The 19842-nt window shown below is 66.8% G+C and carries 19 protein-coding genes; 5 read left to right on the top strand and 14 right to left on the bottom strand.

Annotated features, from left to right (window positions below; all coding sequences use genetic code 11):
• Positions 1–35 precede the first annotated feature (35 nt).
• Positions 36–1436: a short-chain fatty acyl-CoA regulator family protein gene (locus QZ951_RS03460; RefSeq protein ID WP_366943791.1), complete on the top strand. Its 1401-nt coding sequence runs from the start codon at positions 36–38 to the stop codon at positions 1434–1436.
• Positions 1437–1439: 3 nt separating this feature from the next.
• Here the strand turns inward: QZ951_RS03460 and QZ951_RS03465 are convergent, their stop codons facing one another.
• Positions 1440–2123 carry a substrate-binding domain-containing protein gene (locus QZ951_RS03465; RefSeq protein ID WP_292998592.1) on the bottom strand — a complete coding sequence of 228 codons (684 nt, stop codon included), beginning with the start codon at positions 2121–2123 and terminating at the stop codon, positions 1440–1442.
• A gap of 118 nt (positions 2124–2241) precedes the next feature.
• Here QZ951_RS03465 and QZ951_RS03470 point away from each other — a divergent pair, with 118 nt between their 5' ends.
• Positions 2242–2544 (top strand): helix-turn-helix transcriptional regulator, encoded by a 303-nt coding sequence (locus QZ951_RS03470; RefSeq protein WP_292998594.1) that lies wholly within the window; start codon positions 2242–2244, stop codon positions 2542–2544.
• 31 nt (positions 2545–2575) lie between these two features.
• On the opposite strand, the gene mobH is transcribed toward QZ951_RS03470, so the two are convergent.
• Positions 2576–4432, bottom strand: a complete 1857-nt coding sequence (mobH, locus tag QZ951_RS03475) for a MobH family relaxase (protein ID WP_292998596.1) — start codon at positions 4430–4432, stop codon at positions 2576–2578.
• 314 nt (positions 4433–4746) lie between these two features.
• Between mobH and QZ951_RS03480 the strand changes: the two genes are divergently transcribed.
• Positions 4747–5064: a type II toxin-antitoxin system PrlF family antitoxin gene (locus tag QZ951_RS03480; RefSeq protein ID WP_292998598.1), complete on the top strand. Its 318-nt coding sequence runs from the start codon at positions 4747–4749 to the stop codon at positions 5062–5064.
• Positions 5064–5528: a type II toxin-antitoxin system YhaV family toxin gene (locus tag QZ951_RS03485; protein WP_292998600.1), complete on the top strand. Its 465-nt coding sequence runs from the start codon at positions 5064–5066 to the stop codon at positions 5526–5528. The genes QZ951_RS03480 and QZ951_RS03485 overlap by 1 nt, the downstream gene beginning before the upstream one ends.
• Positions 5529–5784: 256 nt before the next feature.
• Here the strand turns inward: QZ951_RS03485 and QZ951_RS03490 are convergent, their stop codons facing one another.
• Entirely contained in the window at positions 5785–7152 is a 1368-nt protein-coding gene (locus QZ951_RS03490; protein ID WP_217072248.1) for an IS1380 family transposase, read from the bottom strand.
• Between the two features lie 219 nt (positions 7153–7371).
• Between QZ951_RS03490 and QZ951_RS03495 the strand changes: the two genes are divergently transcribed.
• Entirely contained in the window at positions 7372–7746 is a 375-nt protein-coding gene (locus tag QZ951_RS03495) for a DUF3742 family protein (RefSeq protein ID WP_292998605.1), read from the top strand.
• 19 nt (positions 7747–7765) lie between these two features.
• On the opposite strand, the gene QZ951_RS03500 is transcribed toward QZ951_RS03495, so the two are convergent.
• The 11 genes from QZ951_RS03500 to QZ951_RS03550 all read right to left on the bottom strand — a co-directional run bounded on the left by QZ951_RS03500 (position 7766) and on the right by QZ951_RS03550 (position 19842).
• Entirely contained in the window at positions 7766–9286 is a 1521-nt protein-coding gene (locus QZ951_RS03500; protein ID WP_292998607.1) for a conjugal transfer protein TraG N-terminal domain-containing protein, read from the bottom strand.
• Between the two features lie 24 nt (positions 9287–9310).
• Complete coding sequence (locus QZ951_RS03505; protein ID WP_292998609.1) at positions 9311–9670, bottom strand: hypothetical protein; 360 nt, start codon at positions 9668–9670, stop codon at positions 9311–9313.
• Positions 9670–11070: an integrating conjugative element protein gene (locus QZ951_RS03510; protein ID WP_292999049.1), complete on the bottom strand. Its 1401-nt coding sequence runs from the start codon at positions 11068–11070 to the stop codon at positions 9670–9672. Before QZ951_RS03510 ends, QZ951_RS03505 begins: the two co-directional genes overlap by 1 nt.
• Before the next feature lie 9 nt (positions 11071–11079).
• The gene (locus QZ951_RS03515; RefSeq protein WP_292998611.1) at positions 11080–12030 is read right to left on the bottom strand and encodes a TIGR03756 family integrating conjugative element protein; all 951 of its coding nucleotides are present in this window, start codon (positions 12028–12030) and stop codon (positions 11080–11082) included.
• A complete protein-coding gene (locus tag QZ951_RS03520; RefSeq protein ID WP_292998613.1) occupies positions 12027–12473 on the bottom strand; it encodes a TIGR03757 family integrating conjugative element protein in 447 nt (148 codons plus the stop codon). The genes QZ951_RS03515 and QZ951_RS03520 overlap by 4 nt, the downstream gene beginning before the upstream one ends.
• A 142-nt stretch (positions 12474–12615) precedes the next feature.
• Positions 12616–13194, bottom strand: coding sequence for a hypothetical protein (locus tag QZ951_RS03525; RefSeq protein ID WP_292998615.1), 579 nt, complete (start codon positions 13192–13194; stop codon positions 12616–12618).
• Positions 13195–13387: 193 nt separating this feature from the next.
• On the bottom strand, positions 13388–14143 hold the full coding sequence (locus QZ951_RS03530; protein WP_292998617.1) for a DsbA family protein: 756 nt from the start codon (positions 14141–14143) through the stop codon (positions 13388–13390).
• Between the two features lie 10 nt (positions 14144–14153).
• Positions 14154–17048 (bottom strand): conjugative transfer ATPase, encoded by a 2895-nt coding sequence (locus tag QZ951_RS03535; RefSeq protein ID WP_292998619.1) that lies wholly within the window; start codon positions 17046–17048, stop codon positions 14154–14156.
• Positions 17048–17482 carry a TIGR03751 family conjugal transfer lipoprotein gene (locus QZ951_RS03540; protein WP_292998621.1) on the bottom strand — a complete coding sequence of 145 codons (435 nt, stop codon included), beginning with the start codon at positions 17480–17482 and terminating at the stop codon, positions 17048–17050. The genes QZ951_RS03535 and QZ951_RS03540 overlap by 1 nt, the downstream gene beginning before the upstream one ends.
• Positions 17463–18935, bottom strand: a complete 1473-nt coding sequence (locus QZ951_RS03545) for a TIGR03752 family integrating conjugative element protein (protein WP_292998623.1) — start codon at positions 18933–18935, stop codon at positions 17463–17465. Before QZ951_RS03545 ends, QZ951_RS03540 begins: the two co-directional genes overlap by 20 nt.
• A complete protein-coding gene (locus QZ951_RS03550) occupies positions 18925–19842 on the bottom strand; it encodes a TIGR03749 family integrating conjugative element protein (protein ID WP_292999051.1) in 918 nt (305 codons plus the stop codon). Before QZ951_RS03550 ends, QZ951_RS03545 begins: the two co-directional genes overlap by 11 nt.

Genomic DNA, 19842 nt, shown 5'->3' on the forward strand with positions numbered 1-19842 from the left:
TTGCGATATTTGCGAATATTCAGAGCCCCATTCTTATGCGCAAGACCTTTCTGGGCGTGAAGCTCAAGACGCTGCGAGAGCAGCGTGGCCTGACCCAGGTAGCCCTGGCACAAGTGCTCAAGCTCTCGCCGAGCTACGTGAATCAGCTTGAAAACAACGAGCGCCCCCTGAGCGTTGCCGTGCTGCTGCGCCTGCAGTCGTCGCTGGGCATCGACCTACAGTTCTTCTCCGAGGACGATGAGGCCCGGCTGTTCGCACAACTTCATGAGATCGTGACCGAGGTCGCCGTGCCGGGCGGCGTGCCGGATGCCGAACTGCGCACGCTCGCGCAGCAGATGCCAGCAATGGCCCAGTTGCTGCTGCGTCTTCAAAGTCGCGCCCGTGGGGCCGAGCAACGTCTTGCGAGCTTGGGGCTAGGCGACCGCGACAGCGGCTTGGCGGCCAGCCAAGGGCCGCACGAGGAGGTGCGCGACTTCTTCTACGCCCACCACAACCACATGGACGAATTGGATCGCGCTGCCGAGGCGCTGTCCTCCCAACTCGGCGTTGCCGACAGCACGCAGGACCTGGCACCCAAGTTGGAAGCCCACTTGCTCGCCGCACACCGCATCCAGGTGCAAAGCCTGCCGGAGGAGCGACTGCGACGCTTCGAGCCCGCCCAGCGCCTGCTACTGCTGTCCGACACGCTTTCCGCCGGTCAGCGCGCGTTCCAACTCGCGACCCAACTCGCTTACCTGGAGGCCGGCGCGGAGATTGACCGGCTTGTTGCCTCCAACGCCTTTAGCACCGAGGCGGTGGCATTGGCCCGCATTGGCTTAGCCAGCTACTTCGCTGGGGCGCTAGTGCTGCCCTACGGCCGGTTCCTCGCCGCCACCCAGGAATTGCGGTACGACATCGCGCTGCTGGCCCGCCGCTTCGGCGTGAGCTTCGAGACGGTGTGCCACCGCCTGTCCACGCTGCAGCGCCGCGAGGCCCGTGGCGTGCCGTTCTTCTTCGTTCGCGTGGACCGCGCCGGCAACATCTCCAAGCGCCAGTCGGCCACGGACTTTCACTTCTCTCGCAGCGGCGGCACCTGCCCGCTGTGGAACGTCTATGAGGCCTTCGCCCGACCAGGCCGCGTACTCACGCAGATCGCTGGCATGCCGGATGGGCGAAGCTACTTATGGATTGCCCATTGCGAATCTCGACCCACGGGCGGCTATGGCTCACCGAGTAGAGAGTTTGCGATTGGCCTGGGTTGCGACCTTCGGCATGCCAGCCAACTCGTCTATGCCAAGGGACTGGATTTGGGCGAACCTGGCAGCGCAACACCCATTGGCCCCGGCTGCAAGCTCTGTGATCGTGAAGGCTGTGCTCAACGCGCATTTCCCGCCTTGGGCAAGCAGTTGCGCATCGACGAGAACGAGCGGGTAGCTGAGCCGTATGCTGCTCGGTAGTGCTCATTCCGACCTGCCGGCCTTGTTCATCCTTGGTTGCTCTGCGCTTTGGTTCTTTGCGCCTGACATCAAGCGGGCGCGACGTGCGAATCTCTGCTGGTGGCCCGCCAATGACGCACAGGGGTGAAGCAGGTAAGCCATCACGATCGTTGGTGCGTTCGCAAGCGGCCGCATTGCAATGCCTCTGCACTGGTAGCCCGCCAGCCGAGCAACGGGCGCGATGGCGATGCCGTATCCAGCGGCGACGAGTGTCATCGCCATGTCGAAGGTGCTGACTCGCGATCCCTGGTCCTGTGGCGTGTCGACGAGCATGCAGTGCACCACGGCATCCCAGGGTTCACGGGCAGTTGACTGGGCGCAGATCACTGGCTGCTTCGGCAACTCATTGCGAGGCACTTCGCGGTAGGCCAAGAGGTGGGAGCGTTTGGCAACGGCGACCGCGAGCCTGTCGGTCCACAGCGGCTCGCACACCCAGCCTGGCCAGTCCAACTCAATCATGGACACTGCGAAGTCGATGCGACTGCCTGGTGACGGCGCTCGGGCCGGCTCCGCAGCGGAACATGCAACCAGAGCGGCGGTTGTTTCGGGCTCCTGGGAGCGCTGAAGCGCCAGCACGTCGGCGAGTTGTGAGGGCACCCAGTCGCCCACTACGGCCACCCGGATGGTGGCGGCGTCGCTTGATGTCACGGAGCTGCATCCTCCCAGGGTAGAAAGCTGGTGGCGACGAAAGCATGAACCGTGCAGCCGTCCATCTGAGTTAAGTTTAACGTGGTTTATATCGGAGCCATGCCCGACGCTTTTGCTAATGCAGAAGCGTCCGATTCAGAGAGGCCGACCGAGCGGCACGACCACCTACGAAGCAGAACCTGCCATCGCGTTTGGGGCCGCCGTTCGCCATGAGAGAACCAGCCAGGGCATCGCCCAGGAAACGCTGGCTCACATGGCCGGCATCGAACGCTCGCACATGGGAAAGATCGAGCGCGGCGAGCATGTCCCCACACTCCCCCTGATCCTCAAGATCGCCCGCGCGCTGAAGTGCAGTTCTGCCCACTTGATGGCCTTGACCGAGGCCAAGCTGGCCGAACCGGCTTCCAAGTCCGAGGATTGAAGTCGGCCCGACGCGCGGCCGTGCCCTATCCCTACTGCTCGCTATCGGTATCGCGCTTACCTGGGGAATTTTTGCGCTTCGGGGCTTCGCTGGCGAGGCTTAGATATGGGTTGTCAGGCGGTATTTCCCCGAACAGTGCGCCGGGGTTGGCCAGCAGGTAGCCGTGTAGCCGCCGAGTCTTGCGCGGCCCCGTGACCTCGCAAGCCCAGATGTTGAGTCCGCTAGCCTGCTTGCGGTGCTGCCCCAGCTTCTCGAAGCGCTTCTGCACCCACTGCCATGCCTCCAGCTTCTCCTGCCGGGCGACGGTCGCAACGTGCGGATGTTCCTGCGCGTAGCGCTGGAAGACGCCGGGGCTGACCAAGTAGGCCGTGCCGACGACGGTATGCACCAGGGCCTTGGCATCGTTGATGATGAGCTTGTGGGTCTGCACGCCCTGAGTCAGCCAGGCCATGAAGTCCTCGCTGGGAGGCTCGGCCCGGCGCTGGGGCTGCGCGACGGGCGCGACCGAAGCTGTGGGGGCTACCGCAGCAACGACAGCTTCGTCCTCGGTGTCGGCCGCCAACTCGGGCACGCTCGGTAGCACCGAGGCGGCGGGTATCGCGTCCAGCAGATCGAGCAGCGCACCGACGCCGTTGTCCGCGGGCGCAAGCGGCGCCGTGCTTGCCAGCGCCGGTCCTTGCGCAACGTAGGGCGTACCGGGCGCGGGACTCTGCTGCGCCGGTTCGCCCTGTTCTTGTTCGACCCGCACCTGTCCTGCGAAGGGCTCGGGACGCTCGGTCGCCTCCCAAATCAGCGCGGGCGAGAGCTTCAGGAACGTGAAGCTGTGCGACCAGCCGGCATCACTCGCGACCGTGGCCTTCCAGATCGCCTTGCCGTCCGGCGTGGGCAAAGCGATGCCGTGGTCCTGCAACACGTTGAACACCGCCGTGTTGCTGACCGGGATGCCGTCGATGCCTTGCTGCAGCAGATGAGCGCGCAGCTTGTCCGAGACGGTCTTGCTCACCAGCCACAATGCATCCTGGGTCAGCCAGCCGTCCGAAGCCTGGGGCTGGTTCAGCTTGAATTCCTCGCGCAGCAGGAAGCGCAGGCCATCGAGCAGCTTGCGCTGCAGGGCGTGCTTGGGTGCCGCCAGTGCCTTGCTGGGATCGCCGCCGAGTTCCTGGGCTACCGAGGCCTGGTCGGCCTGCACGACCAACTCGCCGAGCGTGCCAGCGTGCTCGTACTGGCCGGCCAGCACGTACAGGAGCGCGGCCCACAGGTCGGGGTAGTCGGCGAGCCAGTCGAAGATGCCTGGATCGAGCAGCCGGGCGTAGAGCAGTCCGGTGGCGGCGCTGTGCAGCCGGTACTCGCGCTCCTTGCGATAGCGGAAGCGGTACGGCCGCCGCAGCGGGCCGTGCCAGGGATGCCAGACCGTGCCGTCCGCATACTCCACGTGCAGATCGACGGCGACCTTGCCAACGTCGTGCAACAGCGCCGCATAGGCGGTGCCGGCCGTCCAGGCTTCGGCCTGGGCCGCTTGTGCCTCCGGCGTGGTGCCGGCGGGCAGCAGGTGCGACTGCCGCAGCTTCAGGGCGTAGGCGACGATCTCTAGGCCATGGTCCAGCATGCCACCCGGATAGGCATGGTGATGCGATTCGGACGCCGGGAACTGCTGGACCAGTTCGGCGTAGCGCTCCAGCGGGCCGAGATACAGCGTGGCGAACTGGCGGCGCGATAGCGAGGTGCGCTGCCAGATGTGTTCCAGCAGCCGCTGCCGGCGTGGTGTCGCCAGCAGCGATGCGGCCGGCTCCGGCCGCATCAGCCCTTTGCCGGGATTGGCGGGAGGTGTGGGTGTCGGCGCGGCGCCAGAGGTAGACGGCGGCCGTTTGCGTTGGAACAGCGAGAGCATGGCGAACCCCGGACGGCGGGCGGGTCGGGAGAGCCTTTTGGCCTTTTCGGGTAGGGCCATTCCCCTTGGCCCCATTCCCTTGCCCCTTCCCCAGCCCTTTGGCCTTTTGGAAGCCTTTGGATATAGGGCAACCGAGGCGAGCCAGCCACAACCAATGCGGGCCTGGCCCAAGGCGGATTGATGCGGGAAGGCTGGCTGTGCCGTCCCTACGATGGAGCTGGATTCATACACCCGGAAACAGCACTATGCGCCCTCACATTGACAGCGTAAGGAAACTTCCTTACCATCCAGGCATTGCCATCAGGAGTGCCGCCATGCCCGAAATCCACGAAGTCGCGACGCTGACCTCCAAGGGTCAGATCACGCTGCCCAAGTCCATCCGGCAGGTGCTGGGCGTGGACACCGGCGGCAAGGTGGCGTTCGACCTTCGCGGCGGCGAAGTGGTCGTGACCCGTGCCGATGCCGAGCATGAAGACCCTGCCATCGCCGCGTTCCTGACCCTGCTGGCTCACGACATCGAGGCTGGCCGGAACATCCGCGGCCTGCCCGAGGATTTGGCTCGCACGATGCTGGAGCATGCAGGCCACAAGGTTGTCTTGGGCGATGACTTCGATGAGGACGTGGAAATCTGATGCAGCAGCATGGCTGGACGCTGCTGTTTCACGATAACCTGATCGAGCAGTTGATGAAGCTGCGCGCAGCCGTGCTGCGTGCGCAAGAGAACGACTCGGAAGGCTTTGCGTCCAACGCCAACGTCAAGTTCTTCCGGGCCTTGGTGCAATTGATGCAAGACGTGGTGCCGAGCGATCCGGCACGCGACGAGTATCGTCAGGGCAACACCATGGGACCGGACTATCGCCACTGGCGGCGAGCCAAGCTCGGACGACGGTATCGGCTGTTCTTCCGCTACGACTCGAAGGCGAAGGTCATCGTGTACGCCTGGGTCAACGACGAGCAGACCTTGCGGTCGGCGGGCAGCAAGTCCGACCCCTACGCCGTGTTCGAGAAGATGCTGGGACGCGGCAACCCGCCGGACGATTGGGCGGCGCTGGTGGCAGCGAGCAAAGCCGATTGGCTGGGCCAGCACAAAGGCTGACACGCCGCTTGCCTTGGCCCTGAATCCGTGACCCCGATACCCGCCTGAGCGAGTTCGTCGTACGCCGGCCATGAACAGCGTTGTTTTCCACGCCGACGGTGCTCAATTCGGTCGCCTCGTGGCGTTTAGTTGCGTGCGCGGCGCGTCGGATGCGGGTCTGGCCGCTGTTCCCGCTGCATCGACCACGCCGCAACGTGCGCGGTGCGCGTATTTCGGGATCCGTGAGTGGGCTCGCCTGGCACCAGGCCTCTTCGCTTCAGCCGCAGGCTGCAGCAAACAGCTCGCCGTTGAGCCGCTCGAATGCCTGGGCCGCCCGGTCGTTGGCGCCCAGTCCCAGGATCAGTCTGCGCCCGCTCTCGATGATCCGGCCTGCGCGGTAGATCAACTCCTGTATCACCGTCTTGATGCGCCTGCGTTTGGCCGCGTGGCGCACCGGTGCATCCGGCCCCAGCAGGCCGCGCTGGCCCATCAGGCGCAGGATGTCCATCGCCAGCGCCGCGAGCTGGCACACAAGGTAGTTGGTGTCGAACTTGCCCGAAGGCAGCCGCTCCAGGTCCAGGTCGGTCTTGAACTCGGCGTGGAACTGCTCGTGTGTGCCGTGGTCGGCGTACAGCGCGATGATCTTCTCGGCGTTGAACGGCTCTGCACTCAGGCTGGTGCTCCAGCCTTCGAGGTCGATCTCGGGAACGATCAACTGTTGGCCGTGTCGGTCAATGGTGCGCTCGACCAGCCTGAGCACGCGACGCAGTGGTCGGCTGATGTCTTCGATCTGCAGGGCCTCTTCCCACACCGTCACGCGCTTGCCTTCGCGCGGCTGGTGCCACTGGGTGTTGGCGTCGACGTCCAGCCGCGCCAGCAGCGCGGCGCGGTCCACGCTGCGTGGGTTCCACTTGATCAGCCAGTCCACCTGCGGCTGCCCGGCCTGGTTGCAGGCCTCGATGCTGCGCATCAGCGCGACCGAGTCGAAGCCGGCGTCCAGCCGCGCCAGGATCGGCGCCTTCGGTCCGCCCGCGCTCAGGCGCTGGGCCATCGGGATCACTCGTTCGAGGTTGAAGTCGGTCTCACGCGCCGAGTGCTGCACGCCAGGGCGCAGCGCCAATTCCAGGCAGAAGCCGTGTGCGCCCAGATAGGCCGCCAGCGGGCAGTAGCCGTCCACCCCGGCGTAGGTGCGCCCCACGCCTTCCTTGCGCGTGCCGCCGTTGTCCATCGCGAAGGTGTCCACGTCCAGCGGCAACCAGCCGCAGGGCAGCACGCCGTAGTCGGGCCGCTGGCTGCCCAGCAGCCGCTCAATCATCCCGGGCACATGCTCGAACAAGGCCTGGGCTTGCCCGTCCAGGCGCTGGCGCAGCGTTGGGCTCGACGGCAGCAGCCCTATGCCCAGCGATTCCTTGAAAAACTTGTCACCCCGGTAGTTCTCCACCGCGTCGAAGTCGCTCTTGCCCTGCGCCAGCAGCCCCAGGTAGCTGCGCAACACGTCGCTGTTGCTCACGCCGGCGCGCACCGGCAGCGCCCGCTCCAGCGCCGTCCACTGCGGCCCCAGCGCCTTCAGGTAGTGGCCCACCAAGGCCAGCCCGCCAACGGGCGTCAGGTCGTAATCCAGTTGCTTGACTTCGATTCGGCGCATCGCCCAATTGTCGGGCGACCCCGGCAATCCCAACCTCAATCCCGGACTCAACTCCTGCGCAGCTCACCCGCAGGGTGTGCTGTTCTACGAGGTGGGGCCACGGATTCAGGTTGGCGTTTGGCATGATTAGATATTGCACATAATTTCCACCATGATTTGAAAACCCATGCAGGATTCAATCAAACGAGCAGCGCACAGGACGACCATGAGGTAGCCACCGTGAAGACCGCCGCACAGACCACCTTCGCAGAACGCCTCGGCCACACGCTGGGTCGGGCCTGGCGAGGCTGTGCGCGTCTAGATCGGCGGGCCAATGGTTGGCTGCTCTCTCGCGGATGGGCGCCTGGCGCTGCCAAGACCGTGTTGCTGGTCGTCAAGCTCGCTGTCCTTGCTGTGTTGCTCTACAGCGCGTTCTGGCTGGCCCTGCTAATCCTTGGTCTGGCGGCCGTAGCGTGGATGGCGCGACCAGACCACGACGAAGATGATTCTGACTTTCTCGGTCGTAAAGCGGAGGAAGTCGATCACCGTCAGGGCCTGTTCTATCACCCGGCGTCTTACGACGATGATCCAGACCCTCGATTCAAAGACGACTGATGCAGATCCGTGGCCCGAGCTACTTCTTGGCGGCGCTGATCAGCATGTTTGAACCCCTGCTGCCTGCTTGACCGGCTTCCCTGGTCCCGTTGGCCAAGCCCTGAAGCGCGCCGCCCACGCGAACGCCCACCCAACCGAGTGCAGTGACCCACAAGCTGGGAAGCACAAGAAACATCGTCGCCATCACGAAGTTCAGCAGCATGTCTCCGAAGGCGTTGTTCAGCCCGATCAGCGGATCGAAGTTGCTGTGTGGCCGGTTTGCGCCGAACCCCCAGCCGTAGAGCGCATCGAGGATGGTGGAGTCGAGCCAGCGCGCGAGCTGGAACCAGAAGTCCACGAAGAACAGCGCGAATTGCACACAGCTCACCGCGACCAGCGCCTTCAGCTCGTAGGTGCCGAAGACCAGCACCAGCGGGATGCAGACGACCAGCGCCATCTTGAGCAGTGACAGCACCATCGGCAGCGCCTGGCGCACTACGTCCATCGCCGGGAAGAAGCCGAGCGAGCCCATCGTCATCCCGAGGTCGCCGGCGCCGCGCGTCACGATGTTGGGCAGCGTCTTCTCGATCTGCCCGCCGTAGTCGGTGTAGACCGAACCCTGGTTCATCTTCTGCTGCCGCGGCGACACCACGGCCCGGATCACCGAGTCGTTCATCTCCGCCTGTGACAGGAAGCCCGCCCAGCGGCCGATGCGCGTCAACAGGTCCGGATCGACCTGGGCCAGCAGGCGCGCGCGCAGGCCGCTGTTGCCGTCTGACCACCACTGCCGGCATGTGGGGTAGCCCCCGCCGCTGTCCACCTGGGCCAGCCCCGCATCGCGTGTCGCGTCGTAGGGCCAGGCCGTGCGGGGCGTGTTGGAGTGGTACGTGTCGTAGAAGCCCGTGTTGCCCAAGAAGTAGCTCGACCCGATCCAGGTGACGTCGTTCATCTGCTCGTCGGAAAGCGTGGGCCGGCTCATGAACAGCTTGGCCCGCGACGGCCCGTAGCAGTCGTGCACGAAGTCGCCGACCTCCTGGGCCAGCACCGGGTCATCGATGCGCGTGGCGTCCACGTCCATGCGCATCTGCCGCAGGTCCGTGCCGCAGGGGATCGCCGCTACCGCGCCGCCCGTCACCGCCTTCGAGATCGAGTGCATAAAGAACCACCACACCGGCACCAATGCGCTCTGGTTGTTCAGCGTGGTGTAAGCGTTCGACCAGCCCGTGTCGTTGGGCTGCGGGACGCTGACCTGGCACTGCGCCGAGCGCGTTGTGTCGAACTTGATCGTGCTGAGATCGACCGGGATGAAGGGGATGCCGGCGAACAGGATGACGACGATCGCCACCCACACGCGGTTCTCAATGCGCATCGAGGACAGCACGCCCTTGTTGCCCTCGTCGGCGCCTTCGGCGCGTGCGCGCAGCCACTCCTGCACGACGATCACTACGAAGGGCAGCGCAAACACGCCGCTGGCCACGAGAATGTTCCAGATGCCGTTGTTGACGATCCACCCGACGAGCGTCAGGTAATACTCCAGGTAGTCGGTCGTGTAGAGGGTCATGGCGTGCTCCTCGCCTTCGGCGGTTCAGCCGCTGCGCAGCAGTTGGCTGCCTTCGAGCAGCACGAGGGTGACGACGGCCGCGATCTCGACGCGCAGCAGGCGCTGGTGCACCTCGGGCGAAGGCTCGCGCTTGCGCAGGCGCCGACGCATCCACCACCAGCCGTAGGCCGTGGCCGCGTAGACCAGCAGCCGCCACATCAGGAAGTGGGCCGAGTGCTCGCGCAGCCACCGCTCCCAGCCATCGATGCTGCCGACGACGCGCAGGCCGACGACGTTCACGCCCGCGGCAATGCCGGCAACCGCCAGCACCCACAGCAGCGCGACGGCCACGCGCCGGTTGAACAACCAGGCGGGCCGCAGCCAGGTCCATGCGCGCGTGACCATCAGTTGTTCCTCGGCTTCTGCACTTCCTTGAGCCGGTCGCGCGTGGTATCGCCCTCGAAGATCCCGCGTGAACCGGCGGCGCGCGTTCCGTGCCGCTGCACGATCGCCATCGCCGAATTGCCGGCCAGCGTGCGCCGCAGCTCCAGCTCGGTCTTGAGGTTGTTGATCTCCTGGTCCAGCGCGTTGTTCTCCTGATCGACCGCCTTCACTGCCAGCTCGTTGGCGGCGACGTTCGGCTCCTTCTTGCCGGTCAGCAGCGTGCGCTGCAACAGCAAGGCCTTCTCCAGCACGCTCGACAGCGCGGCCTCGGACGCCAGGCGCTTGCCGAGCAGGTCTTGATCGGGCTCGTCGCGCAGCGCCTCGATCACGCCGCGGGTGATCGGCAGCGAGTTGCTGCCGGCGGCTTCGAGGTTCGCCACCGTCATCGGCGTCGAGCCCGTCACGAGGCCCTGCAGGGCCTGCAGCTTGGTCTCGTACTCTTCCTGGATCACCGGCGTCAGGCCGACGCCGGGTGTGGTCTGCGTCTTGGTGCAGGTCTCGCAAGTGCGTTGCTCGCGCTCGCCGAGCACACGGGTTGCGAAGTCCGCGGCGGCCTGCGGCGAGGACCAGGTTTGGCACGTCAGCCGGTTGCCGCAGGATGCGCGCGGGATGGACGAGGTGTCCGTGACGCCGCGGCTGTTCAGCAGGTTGTAGCCCGCGCGGGTCACGTCGCCAACCACCTTGATCGAGCCCTGTCCCGAACCGCCCGCGTTGCTGCCGCCGACCCAGGGCACGCCGTTGTTGCCCTTGTTGGATTCGGCTTGCTCCACGGCGGAGACCGCATCGGTGCTGCTCACCGCATCGCGCAGCGCGAAACCTTCGGCGAGCTGGTCCCAGCCCGCCTGGCCGCCCGCCATGTCCGCCATCCGGTTGGCCATCGCCTTGCACGTCAGCTTGCTGCGGTCGAAGTCGAGCCGGGCCTGCAGCACGCCGTTGGTCAGCAGGTTGTAGAGGCCCGGATCGGCACGCTGGATGATCAGCGCCGGCAACGAGGCGACGGCGCTGGTCGCGCTCTGGATCACGTTGCTCATGATCTGCTGGAAGCCGTTGGTGATGCCGTTCAACTGGTTCTGCAGCGTCGTCGTGATGCTCATGTCGCCGCAGATGAGGTTGCTGTTCCAGCCGATGCCCACACCGATGCTCTGCATGTTCCCAGCGCCGCCCATGGACACGGCGCGGCCGCCGCCGATGCTGTAGAGCACGTCGTCGCCGATCACGCTGCCGCTCACGCCGACGCCGGTGGGGTTGATGCGGGTCTGCGCCCACGCGACGCCGGCCGCGGCGGTGACGGCGCAGGCGAGCGCGATGCTGAGCGTGTAGGGCTTGGCACGTTGTACGAGACGGGAGAGAGACGTTTTCATGGGCACACCTCAGTTGAAATCGACGCTGCCGAGGAAGACCTGGCCGCGGCGCTGGCAGCAGGCATAGGGCCGCCACAGCGCCCAGGCGTAATCGCCCTGTTGCGCCTGCGTGAGGCTTCCGCTGTGCGGGAAGACGACGCAACTGTTCGAGAGCGTGGGCGTCAGCGGTTGCCACTTGCCCGTCGAGGCATCGGTCTCCATCAGCGCGCCGGCCGGCCAGTAGCCGTCGCGGGCGCTGGCGAGCAGCGGCTGATACACGTGGATCTGGTTGCGGCGCGTTACGACGTCGCCGGCGCGTTGCGCGACGACGGCTCCGCTCTTGTGGTCATCGGTCTGGTGCAGGAAACCCCCGCGCGCATACACATTGCCCCACAGATTCAGGCCGGTGCGCGTGCCGATCTCGCGCCGGCCGGGAATGAGCGCTTCAGGGTAGAAGGCTTCGGGGATGTTGTAGCGCCAGGCGATGGTGTCCAGCGTGCTGAGTAGGTACGGCATGAAGGCCGTGCCTGCGCCCTCGCACGAGTAGCCGAACGAACTCGCGAATTGGCTGAACACGTAGCCGCCGGGGTGGCCGATGACGTCGGCGTTCTTGAACTTGGCGAGGTTGTTCTCGTTGTCGTGGTTCGTCGTGCCGTCGTCGCCAGCCTGCGCAGTCGGGTTCGGCGTGCTCATCGCGCGCACCTCGACCCAGGGGTTCTCGCCGGTGTTGCTGTAGCTCGATACCACCGCGTCCGGCACGTAGTGCCGCACCTTCACCGACGTGCGCACGGTGCAGCCCGTCCAGGTGCAGAACAGCCAGTAGCAGATGCCGACGACGCGGTACTCGATGCAGTCCGGCGACAGGGCCGACGACACGATGGTGGCCGTGTTCAGCGCGAAGCTCGATGCCGCACCGCCCAGCAGCACCGAGGCGATGGCGAGGCGAGCGCGGCGCGACGATGCCGACAGCAGGCGCTTCATGGCTGTGTCCTCCGATGGGCTTCGACGCGGGCCACGGCACGCGCCACGTCGGGCTCGCCGTAGACCACGTAGCGGCGATCGACCACTACGGCGGGCACCTTGGCGATGCCCAGCCCCCAGGCATCGGCCACACCCTGGTAGGCGCTGCCGATGCGTCGTTGCAAAGCCTGGCCGCCATCACGCAGTCGCTGCTGCACGATTGCGGTTGCGCGGTTGGGGTCGTTGGGCAGACTGGCCGCCAGCTCGGCCTCGATGCGCTCGGGCAGGTCCAGCTCGACCACGCGGGCGCCGGCAGCGGGCTGCACGGGATGGTGGCTGTCGGTCACGACGAGCACGTCGGCGGCCGATGCGGTCTGGCAGAGCAGGCACAGCAGAAGTCCTCCCGCGCACGCGATGCGCGTGACCCCCAGCCGCGGAATGGAATAGAACAAGGGAGCCGTCATGGCGGGTGTCCTGGAAATGAGAGCAAGGCCCCTAGTCGAACGCCGAAGGCATGTCTGCTGCGACAAGGAATGCGCACCGCGCACACCCCGCTTTCGCAAGCGGCACAAGGAGGAAAAACGGGAGCCGAAGCTCCCGTGGGAATCAGGCGCCCGCAGCCGAGGCCTGAATGGCGCGGCGGGCATGGACTTGCCAGAACGGATCGACCAACCGGCCGGCCAGTACGCGGGCGCGCAGGCGCAGGCGCTCGGCCGTGCTGTGGTTGTCCCAGCCAGCTTCGTAGGACGCCTCGCCGCGCAGGTCATCGACCTGCTTCGCGACGTCGGCGGCTTCCGCATCTGAGGCGGTGGGTTCGCACCAGCGGATGCGGCCGCCGCACTGCACCTCGCCAGTGACAACCAGCCGATCGAGCGAATCGCGGATCAGGACCAGTTCCGGCCGAAAGTCCAGCGCCTCGATCTCCGACCTCAGATCGAACTCGTCTTTTGACAGCTCGTCCGCTGCGAGGGCCAGGGCATCCTCGATCAGGCCGTGTTGGCCCAGCTCAAGGATGTGAGGTGTCCACCAGGTCCCGAAAACGCGATCGTCCTCGGGGTACTCGATATAGCCTTGGCAGGTGATCGTGAACTGGCGCCAGAACACATCCTCGCGGACGAAGGTTCCGGCGCGGTAAGGCGTGGCCACGAAGGTCACACCATCAACAACATGAGTCTTGGGTTGCATGGCAGTCTCCATAGAAGGTGCGGAACGCCATGCCGCCCCTGCGGGCGTGGGCGACCCGCGTGGGATGAACAACAAGCGATGGAAGAGCGGGCATCCGCCACCGCAGCGCGGCGGCTGTTCGCGTCGAAGGATGCGAGGCGAACGGGGTCGATCAGCGCGGCCAAGGCCGCGGCGTAGCCTTGAAGATCGGGGGCTACCTGGGCATGTCGCCGAGGGACTCGGCAGGCATTTCCTTCGATGCAGTGTCGGTGGTGCCGCCGGCCGCCAGCAGGTCGATGGCCGACAGCAGCGCATCGCCTTCCACCGGGCCATGCAGCAGCAGCGTCTTGCCGGACTGGCGATCCTGCAACCGCAGCGTGGGCGTGACCTTGACGCCCTCCTGCGCGGCGCTCGCCGACTGCGCGCGGATCAGCGTGTCAGGGCGATCACTGTCGAGGCACTGCTGGGCGGCCGGCGTGATGCCTGGATAGCCCAGGCCCTCGGGCAGGCCCTGGCCGTCGCCGCGGGTGTGCGCATAGACCCATTCGACCGCCCGCCAGAACGCGGCCGAGCCGCCGGCCTCACCAACGCACTCGACCAGGCGCGCATTGGCAGTCGCCGCAGGCTCGTGCGGCGCCAGCGGCAGGTGGTGCCACTGCCAGTTCACCTCGGGGTGCGCGTCGATCCACTGCTTCAGCGCCGGGAAGTACGCGCGGCAGAACGGACATTCGAGGTCGGCGTACTCCACTACCGTGAAGCGCGCATCGTCGCGACCATAGCGCCAAGGCGGGCCGCTCGCGGCGGCGAGTGCCAGCTTGGGCGCCTGGCTGAACTCGGCCGACGCTGAAGCGTCTTCGGCGATCGGCGTTTGTGGCTGTAAGCCCAGCCAGGCCGCCGCGATCAGCGCAACGATGAGCAGCACAGAGACCAATGCGACTGAGCGGGATGGAATGAAGCGAGCGACCTGCATGGTGTTTTCCTTACGCCAGCGCATCAAGCGCCAGCGATTCGATGCCGCGAGCGCGGTCGATCTTCTCGGCGATCTTGAAGGCCGCATCCAGCTCGCCGATGCCGTACTGCTGCATCAACTGAAAGCGTTCCGCCTTCTCTTCCGGCTCGGTCTGAGCCAGCGCCAGGTACAGGCTGGGCGGAACCGCACGGAACAGCACTTCCATGCTCTTGGAGAGGATGACGCCCTCGGTGAACTTGCCCGCCTCCTTGCGGGCCGACAGCATCAGGGCCTTCTGCGCCGGGTTCAGCTCGCGGAAGCGCGCGATCTTCTCCACCTCGTCCGGTGGCATCGAGAGGCAGATCCACCACTCGATCATGTTGAGCATGGGCTCGGCCGCTTTGGGCAGGTCGTCGATGTTCTGCGTTGCCAGCCAGTACCAAGCGCCGAGCTTGCGCCACATCTTCGTGATCTTCACGACGTAGGGCGCGAGCAGCGGGTTCTTGGTGATGATGTGGCCTTCGTCCGTCACGTTGATGATCGGCCGACCCAGGAACTGGTCGCGCTCGGCGATGTTGTTCACCGTGTTGATGAGACTGATGTACGCGATCGAGAGCTGCGCGTTGTAGCCCTCGCGCGCGAACGTGGCGAGGTCCACGATGGTGATGTCGGCCTCGGGCCAGGGCGTGCCGGGCCGATCGAACATCTCGCCGTCGACGCCCTGGCAAAACATATCCATCGCGTCCGCCATCTCCAGCAGGCGCGCGCGGCGCATCTCGGGCAGCGATGAGTCCCGGGCGCGCTCGCGCAGCGCGTCGCGCACGTCGCGCGTGAGTACGGTGCGCAGCTCGGTCACGCAGCGCTGGGCCGCATCGAGGATGCACTGCCGGATCAGGCTGCGATCGGCGCGCGTCATGCGCGCTTCTTCCTTGTCTTCGCCGCCGGTGATCATCAACCGCGCGGTGATCTCCAGCTCGCCGAGCACGTCGCGCTGCTCTTCCGCTTCCTCGCTGCGATTCGCTGCCTGCGCCGCGGGCTCCTCGTCCTCGTCCAGCGCATCGGCGTCCAGCGTCTGCACCTGGCTGGGCGTATCGACCAGCCGGTGCGCATCCGCGAACGGCGCGAGGCTGACCCCGGCGCCGGGCGCGAGCTTCACGCGATGCACCTTGAGGCCCAACCGCATGGCGAAGTCGCCGAACAGGCCGAAGCTGTTGCCGGCCTCCACGATGAACAGGCGCGGCCGGTAGATGGCAGTCACCTGGTTCAGGATGTTGTTGAGCGTGGCGCTCTTGCCCGAGCCAGTGGGGCCGAACAGAAACAGGTGGGCGTTCATCTGCCGGTCGAGCCGGTTCAGCGGGTCGAAGGTGATCGGCCCGCCGCCGCGGTTGAAGAACGTAATGCCCGGATGTCCCGTGCCCTGACTGCGGCCCCATACCGGCGCGAGGTTTGCGGCATGCTGCGCGAACATCAGTTGCGTATACCACTGGCGCTTGTCCAGCGCCGGATCGAACACGCACGGGAGCCAGCGCAGGTAGCTGTTCAGCGGCGCCACTTCGTCTTCCTCGCGCACCGGCTGTAGGCCGGCGTTGAGCATGACGTTCACCAGTTGCAGGCCGCGGCTGTCGAGCTGCGCCAGGTCGTGCCCGCGCAGGTAGAAGGCCAGCGCACCGCGGTAGAGCTTGTGCGCACTGCCGATCAGCCCACGCGCTTCCTGCACGTCGCGGCGAGTCTGCTCCGAGGCCAATGTCTCGCCGACCGACTTCTTGCTCAGGTGGTTCAGGTGCGCTTCGAGCACGTCCTGCGGCGTTGCCACGATCGTCAGGCACATCACCGTGTCCTCGGGCATCTGGTCGAACAGCGCATTGACCGCATCGCCGCCCTTGCGCGTCTCGCCAGTGACGTGGCCTGTGGCGGGTGGCATGCGCAGGCGATCCATCACGATGACCCGGTGCGGCATGCCGTCGAACACCCAGGTGCCGTTCGCCACATCCGAGCGGGGCTGGCCGAAGAACAGGCGTTGAGCGAAGTCTCCGCTGGCCAGCTCGATCTCGCCGTCTTCGGCTGCCTCGGGGTAGCGCGTGAGCGCATAGAAGCGCTCGCGGTCGTCGGCGCTGGGGCCGAGCAGCGTCGGGTGTGGGTTGAACCAGCGCAGCAGCCAGTCGTGGATGTCGGCCGCCTCCATGCGGCGGGATTTCACGCCAGCGTTGGCGAGGCCGCCCACGAGCCGATCGCAGATCGTCGTCAACGCCTGCTCGGGGGACTGGCCGCGCCGCGATGCTGTCACCGCATTCGCGCGCCGGTAGACCACCATGCGCACGCGCCGGACCTGGCCGCGCCACGGCAGGCGCGTCACGGTCGTGTCCTCGAACAGGCCCCCGGGCTTGGCGATGGCGCGAAGGTGGTGCGCGAAGAACCTCACGTAAAACTCTGTGAAGGTGCTGCCCTGCGCTCGCGGCCGCACGTAGTCGGACAGGCCGCGCAGGTAGTTGTCCCAGGTCGATTCATCCTGGGCGTAGAGCTGCACGACCCAGGGGTTCTCGTCGAGTTCATCGAAGGAGTCCTGCAGCGCGTTTTCCAATGCATCGCGCGCCTGCCACAGCCAGGCCATCTCGCGGCCTTCGGTGCCCACCGGCGCCAGCTCGAAGAAGCCCGCGACCGACTGACTGTCTTCCAGAAGCATGCTCTTGGAGCCGGGCAGGTACTCCACCCAGGGGAGCAGATCGGCGAAGGACGGCGACACGCCGTAGAGGGCCTGCAGGTCCGCCTCGGCGGCCGGACGGCGCGGCCGGTCATCGGTTGCGGTTCCCGGCTCGGGAATGCCGTGCGTCGCCAGCGACGTCAGATGCTGCGACCAGGCGTCCTCGCCATGCGGCTCAGGGCCAACCGATGCGAGGCCCTCGCGCGGCCAAGGCAAGGTCCAGGCCATCAGTAGTCCTCCAGGCGTTCGCCGGGCATGGCGTACTGCACCCTCTGATACAGGGGAAAGACGGTGGTGTAGCCGGGCACCGGCACCGGATCGGTGCCGGCCAGGTGTGGGAACACGTACATGACCAGATCGGGGTTGGGGAGCCGGTGGAACTGGCGGTAGATCTCGTTGGCCGCGGTGCGCGTGTAGGCAGCAGCGGTGGCAGGCGCCGCCTGCACGTCGGCCTCGGTCAGCGGCCGGCGCAGGCCCTGACGCGCATCGAGCAGTTGCCGCGCCGCTTGCCCGCCACCGGCGCTGCCGCCCGTCTCCTGGTTCCACACATCGAGCATGGTGTGATCGCCGTGCGGCAGCAGCTTGTCTTTGCTGGTGGCGCAGCCGCCCAGCAACACGACCGCGCACAGGATCGCGGCCGATTCAATCCAAATCCGACGCATGCTTGCCTCCGATGCGGTGATTGACCCGGCGCCCCTTGGCGTCGTAGTCGATGTTGAGCGGCTGCTCCAGGTGCACGGCGACTTTGGCGCCGGGGCGCACGTACACCGCGGCGAAGGCCTGCCCGTAGAGCTTGTTGACCCAATCGGCCATGTCGCGCACGCCGCCGGCGAGGATGCGGCCCATGGCCTCGTTGCCGCTGATGCCCACCGTGCCGAGCGAGCCGTTGCTGTTGGCGACGACGGCCACGCTGCCGTTGTCCGACTTGATCAGGGACGCCGCGCCGGCGCCCGCCGCGGTGATGAGGGCCTGCGAGCCCAGGTACTGCTGCGCGTTGCTGCGCCGCTCGCCGCTGACGCAGGGGATGCCATAGGGATCGCTGATCCAGCCCAGGCCGCCGTGCGTGGTGCTGTTTGCGTTGCCGCCCGAGCCCCCGCCGCCGTTCTGGTTGCGGTTGCCGTCCTCCGGCATCGTGCGCACCGTGCCGTCGTTAAAAACGAACGTCACCGAGCGAATCTGGCCGCGCACGCAGGAGAGCGTCCAGTCGCCCGAGGCCGTGCCGCTGACCACCGCGCCGGCCACGTCGGGAATGTCGATGCCGTTGGCGGTCAGGTTGTCCGGGCCGATCAGCACCTTGAAGGGGTACGGGTCGTTGACCGTGCCGTCGATGGGCACGCGCCCGATCAACGCGGTCATCGCGATGGAGCCCATCAGCGTCGAGTTCGACGGCACCGTGTAGACCGGCTTGGCCGACGCGCCCACCGCGCGGCTGCCCGCATCCGCCACCGTGCTGGCCACGTTGTCGGCCGTGTCGGAAAGCGTCTTCTGCGCCGGCCCGAAGCTGGTCGGGAAGTTCAGCCCGCCGCCGCTGCCGCTCTTCGCCGAAGGCTTCGCATCGTCAGGCTCAACCCAGCGCGTGCCGCTGGTGCTGCGCGCGGCGCCGCCCTGGGTGCCGCCGAAACCCTTGCCATCGCCTTCCTCCAGGCCGAGGCCCACCGGCAGGTCGGCCTGGCCGCCCTTGCCGGAGAGACCGTCCAGGCGCCGCTGCAGGTCTTGCAGCAGGCCCTGGGTCTGCTGGCGGTCGCTGGAGAGTTGCTCGCGGTCCTGCTGCAGGCGGCCGCGCTCGCCGTCGAGCGCAGACTGGATGCGTTGGTCGATCGCGCTTTCCCGCGCGCGCATGCGTTCGTTCTCGCTCTTCTGGTTCTTGTTGTCGTTGAGCGCCGTCTGCAGCTCGTTGCGCAACTGCTTGACCTGGGCCACCAGCGTCGCGACGGTATCGCGCGGCGTGTCGCCCTCGATGCCTAACGCCTTCATCTCCTCGGGCGTGAGCGGGTTGGCGCTGCCGGCCGGCGCCGGCCTGGCGCCGCGATCCCCGGAGAGCATCTTGATGCCGACGAACAGCAGCACCAGCGCCATCGGGATCAGCAGCCACTTCAGGAGGGGGTTACTTTTCATGGCGGGCACCTCCTTCGGCCTGGCCGGCCGCCGCGGCCGGCGGCAGGTTCACCGTCGCGTCGATCGGTGAGAGCTTGGGCAGCAGCGACTCGGCCAGGCCGTGGCCACGGGTAACGAGGTAGACGACCGTGGTGTCGGCGGCGCGGCCGGCCGGCGCTAGGTTCGGGTGCTGGAAGGTCGCGGCGAGGAAGTCGCCCTGCAACGCGCGCGGGTCCAGGTCGAGCCCGCGGGCGGAGATGTTGGTGAGCTTCACCGCCGTCACCCACTGGTCTTCGAGCCGCCACGCGGCCAGTGCCTGCGCATGCACCGGCAGCGTCGGCAGCAAGGTGGAAAGCTCCAGGCCGCGCCGCAGGTTGACGCGGCCGATGCCGGGAACGGGCTCTACGGTGCGCAGCGGCGCGTAGAGGTTCTGCGCTGCATAGCGCGTGAGCACGACCGCCACCGGCGTGGCCTGCTTTGCAGCAGGTGCCGTGCGTTCCGCATCGTCGTCCGCAGTCGCTGCAGGTTTTGCGGGCTCGCCGTAGCGGGTCGCCGGCACGTCACCTTCCACGATGCGCACGGGTTCGAGCGCCGGCTGACCTGCCTTGGCCGGCTCGGCCGCAATGTCGAGCAGGATCAGCGCGCCCGATTCCACGTCCTGCAATTGCAGCCGCGTGGGCAGGATTGGCGCATTGGCGCGCAGGTAGATCGCGCCTCCGGCGCTCTGCACGCGCAACTGCTCGCCGACCGTGGGCGGCACACCGATGCGCACGTCGCGTTCGATGAACACCACACGCTCCTGGCCGACCACCAGCGGCACCGCCAGCGGCAGGCGCTCCCAGCGTAGGATTTCGACGGCATGGACCGCAGGCACGAAAGCCAGGCACAGCAGCAGGCCGGCCAGGGCCGCCGCAGATGAACGCTTCAC

This window comes from Nevskia sp., from assembly GCF_021732705.1.
Classification (GTDB): domain Bacteria; phylum Pseudomonadota; class Gammaproteobacteria; order Nevskiales; family Nevskiaceae; genus Nevskia.

Bases quoted from the DNA above. Each gene is read 5' to 3' on its own strand.
- QZ951_RS03460 (WP_366943791.1), top strand. From the start codon at position 36: ATGCGCAAGACCTTTCTGGGCGTGAAGCTCAAGACGCTGCGAGAGCAG.
- QZ951_RS03470 (WP_292998594.1), top strand. From the start codon at position 2,242: ATGCAGAAGCGTCCGATTCAGAGAGGCCGACCGAGCGGCACGACCACC.
- mobH (WP_292998596.1), bottom strand. From the start codon at position 4,432: ATGCTCTCGCTGTTCCAACGCAAACGGCCGCCGTCTACCTCTGGCGCC.
- QZ951_RS03480 (WP_292998598.1), top strand. From the start codon at position 4,747: ATGCCCGAAATCCACGAAGTCGCGACGCTGACCTCCAAGGGTCAGATC.
- QZ951_RS03485 (WP_292998600.1), top strand. From the start codon at position 5,064: ATGCAGCAGCATGGCTGGACGCTGCTGTTTCACGATAACCTGATCGAG.
- QZ951_RS03490 (WP_217072248.1), bottom strand. From the start codon at position 7,152: ATGCGCCGAATCGAAGTCAAGCAACTGGATTACGACCTGACGCCCGTT.
- QZ951_RS03500 (WP_292998607.1), bottom strand. From the start codon at position 9,286: ATGACCCTCTACACGACCGACTACCTGGAGTATTACCTGACGCTCGTC.
- QZ951_RS03505 (WP_292998609.1), bottom strand. From the start codon at position 9,670: ATGGTCACGCGCGCATGGACCTGGCTGCGGCCCGCCTGGTTGTTCAAC.
- QZ951_RS03510 (WP_292999049.1), bottom strand. From the start codon at position 11,070: ATGAAAACGTCTCTCTCCCGTCTCGTACAACGTGCCAAGCCCTACACG.
- QZ951_RS03515 (WP_292998611.1), bottom strand. From the start codon at position 12,030: ATGAAGCGCCTGCTGTCGGCATCGTCGCGCCGCGCTCGCCTCGCCATC.
- QZ951_RS03520 (WP_292998613.1), bottom strand. From the start codon at position 12,473: ATGACGGCTCCCTTGTTCTATTCCATTCCGCGGCTGGGGGTCACGCGC.
- QZ951_RS03525 (WP_292998615.1), bottom strand. From the start codon at position 13,194: ATGCAACCCAAGACTCATGTTGTTGATGGTGTGACCTTCGTGGCCACG.
- QZ951_RS03530 (WP_292998617.1), bottom strand. From the start codon at position 14,143: ATGCAGGTCGCTCGCTTCATTCCATCCCGCTCAGTCGCATTGGTCTCT.
- QZ951_RS03535 (WP_292998619.1), bottom strand. From the start codon at position 17,048: ATGGCCTGGACCTTGCCTTGGCCGCGCGAGGGCCTCGCATCGGTTGGC.
- QZ951_RS03540 (WP_292998621.1), bottom strand. From the start codon at position 17,482: ATGCGTCGGATTTGGATTGAATCGGCCGCGATCCTGTGCGCGGTCGTG.
- QZ951_RS03545 (WP_292998623.1), bottom strand. From the start codon at position 18,935: ATGAAAAGTAACCCCCTCCTGAAGTGGCTGCTGATCCCGATGGCGCTG.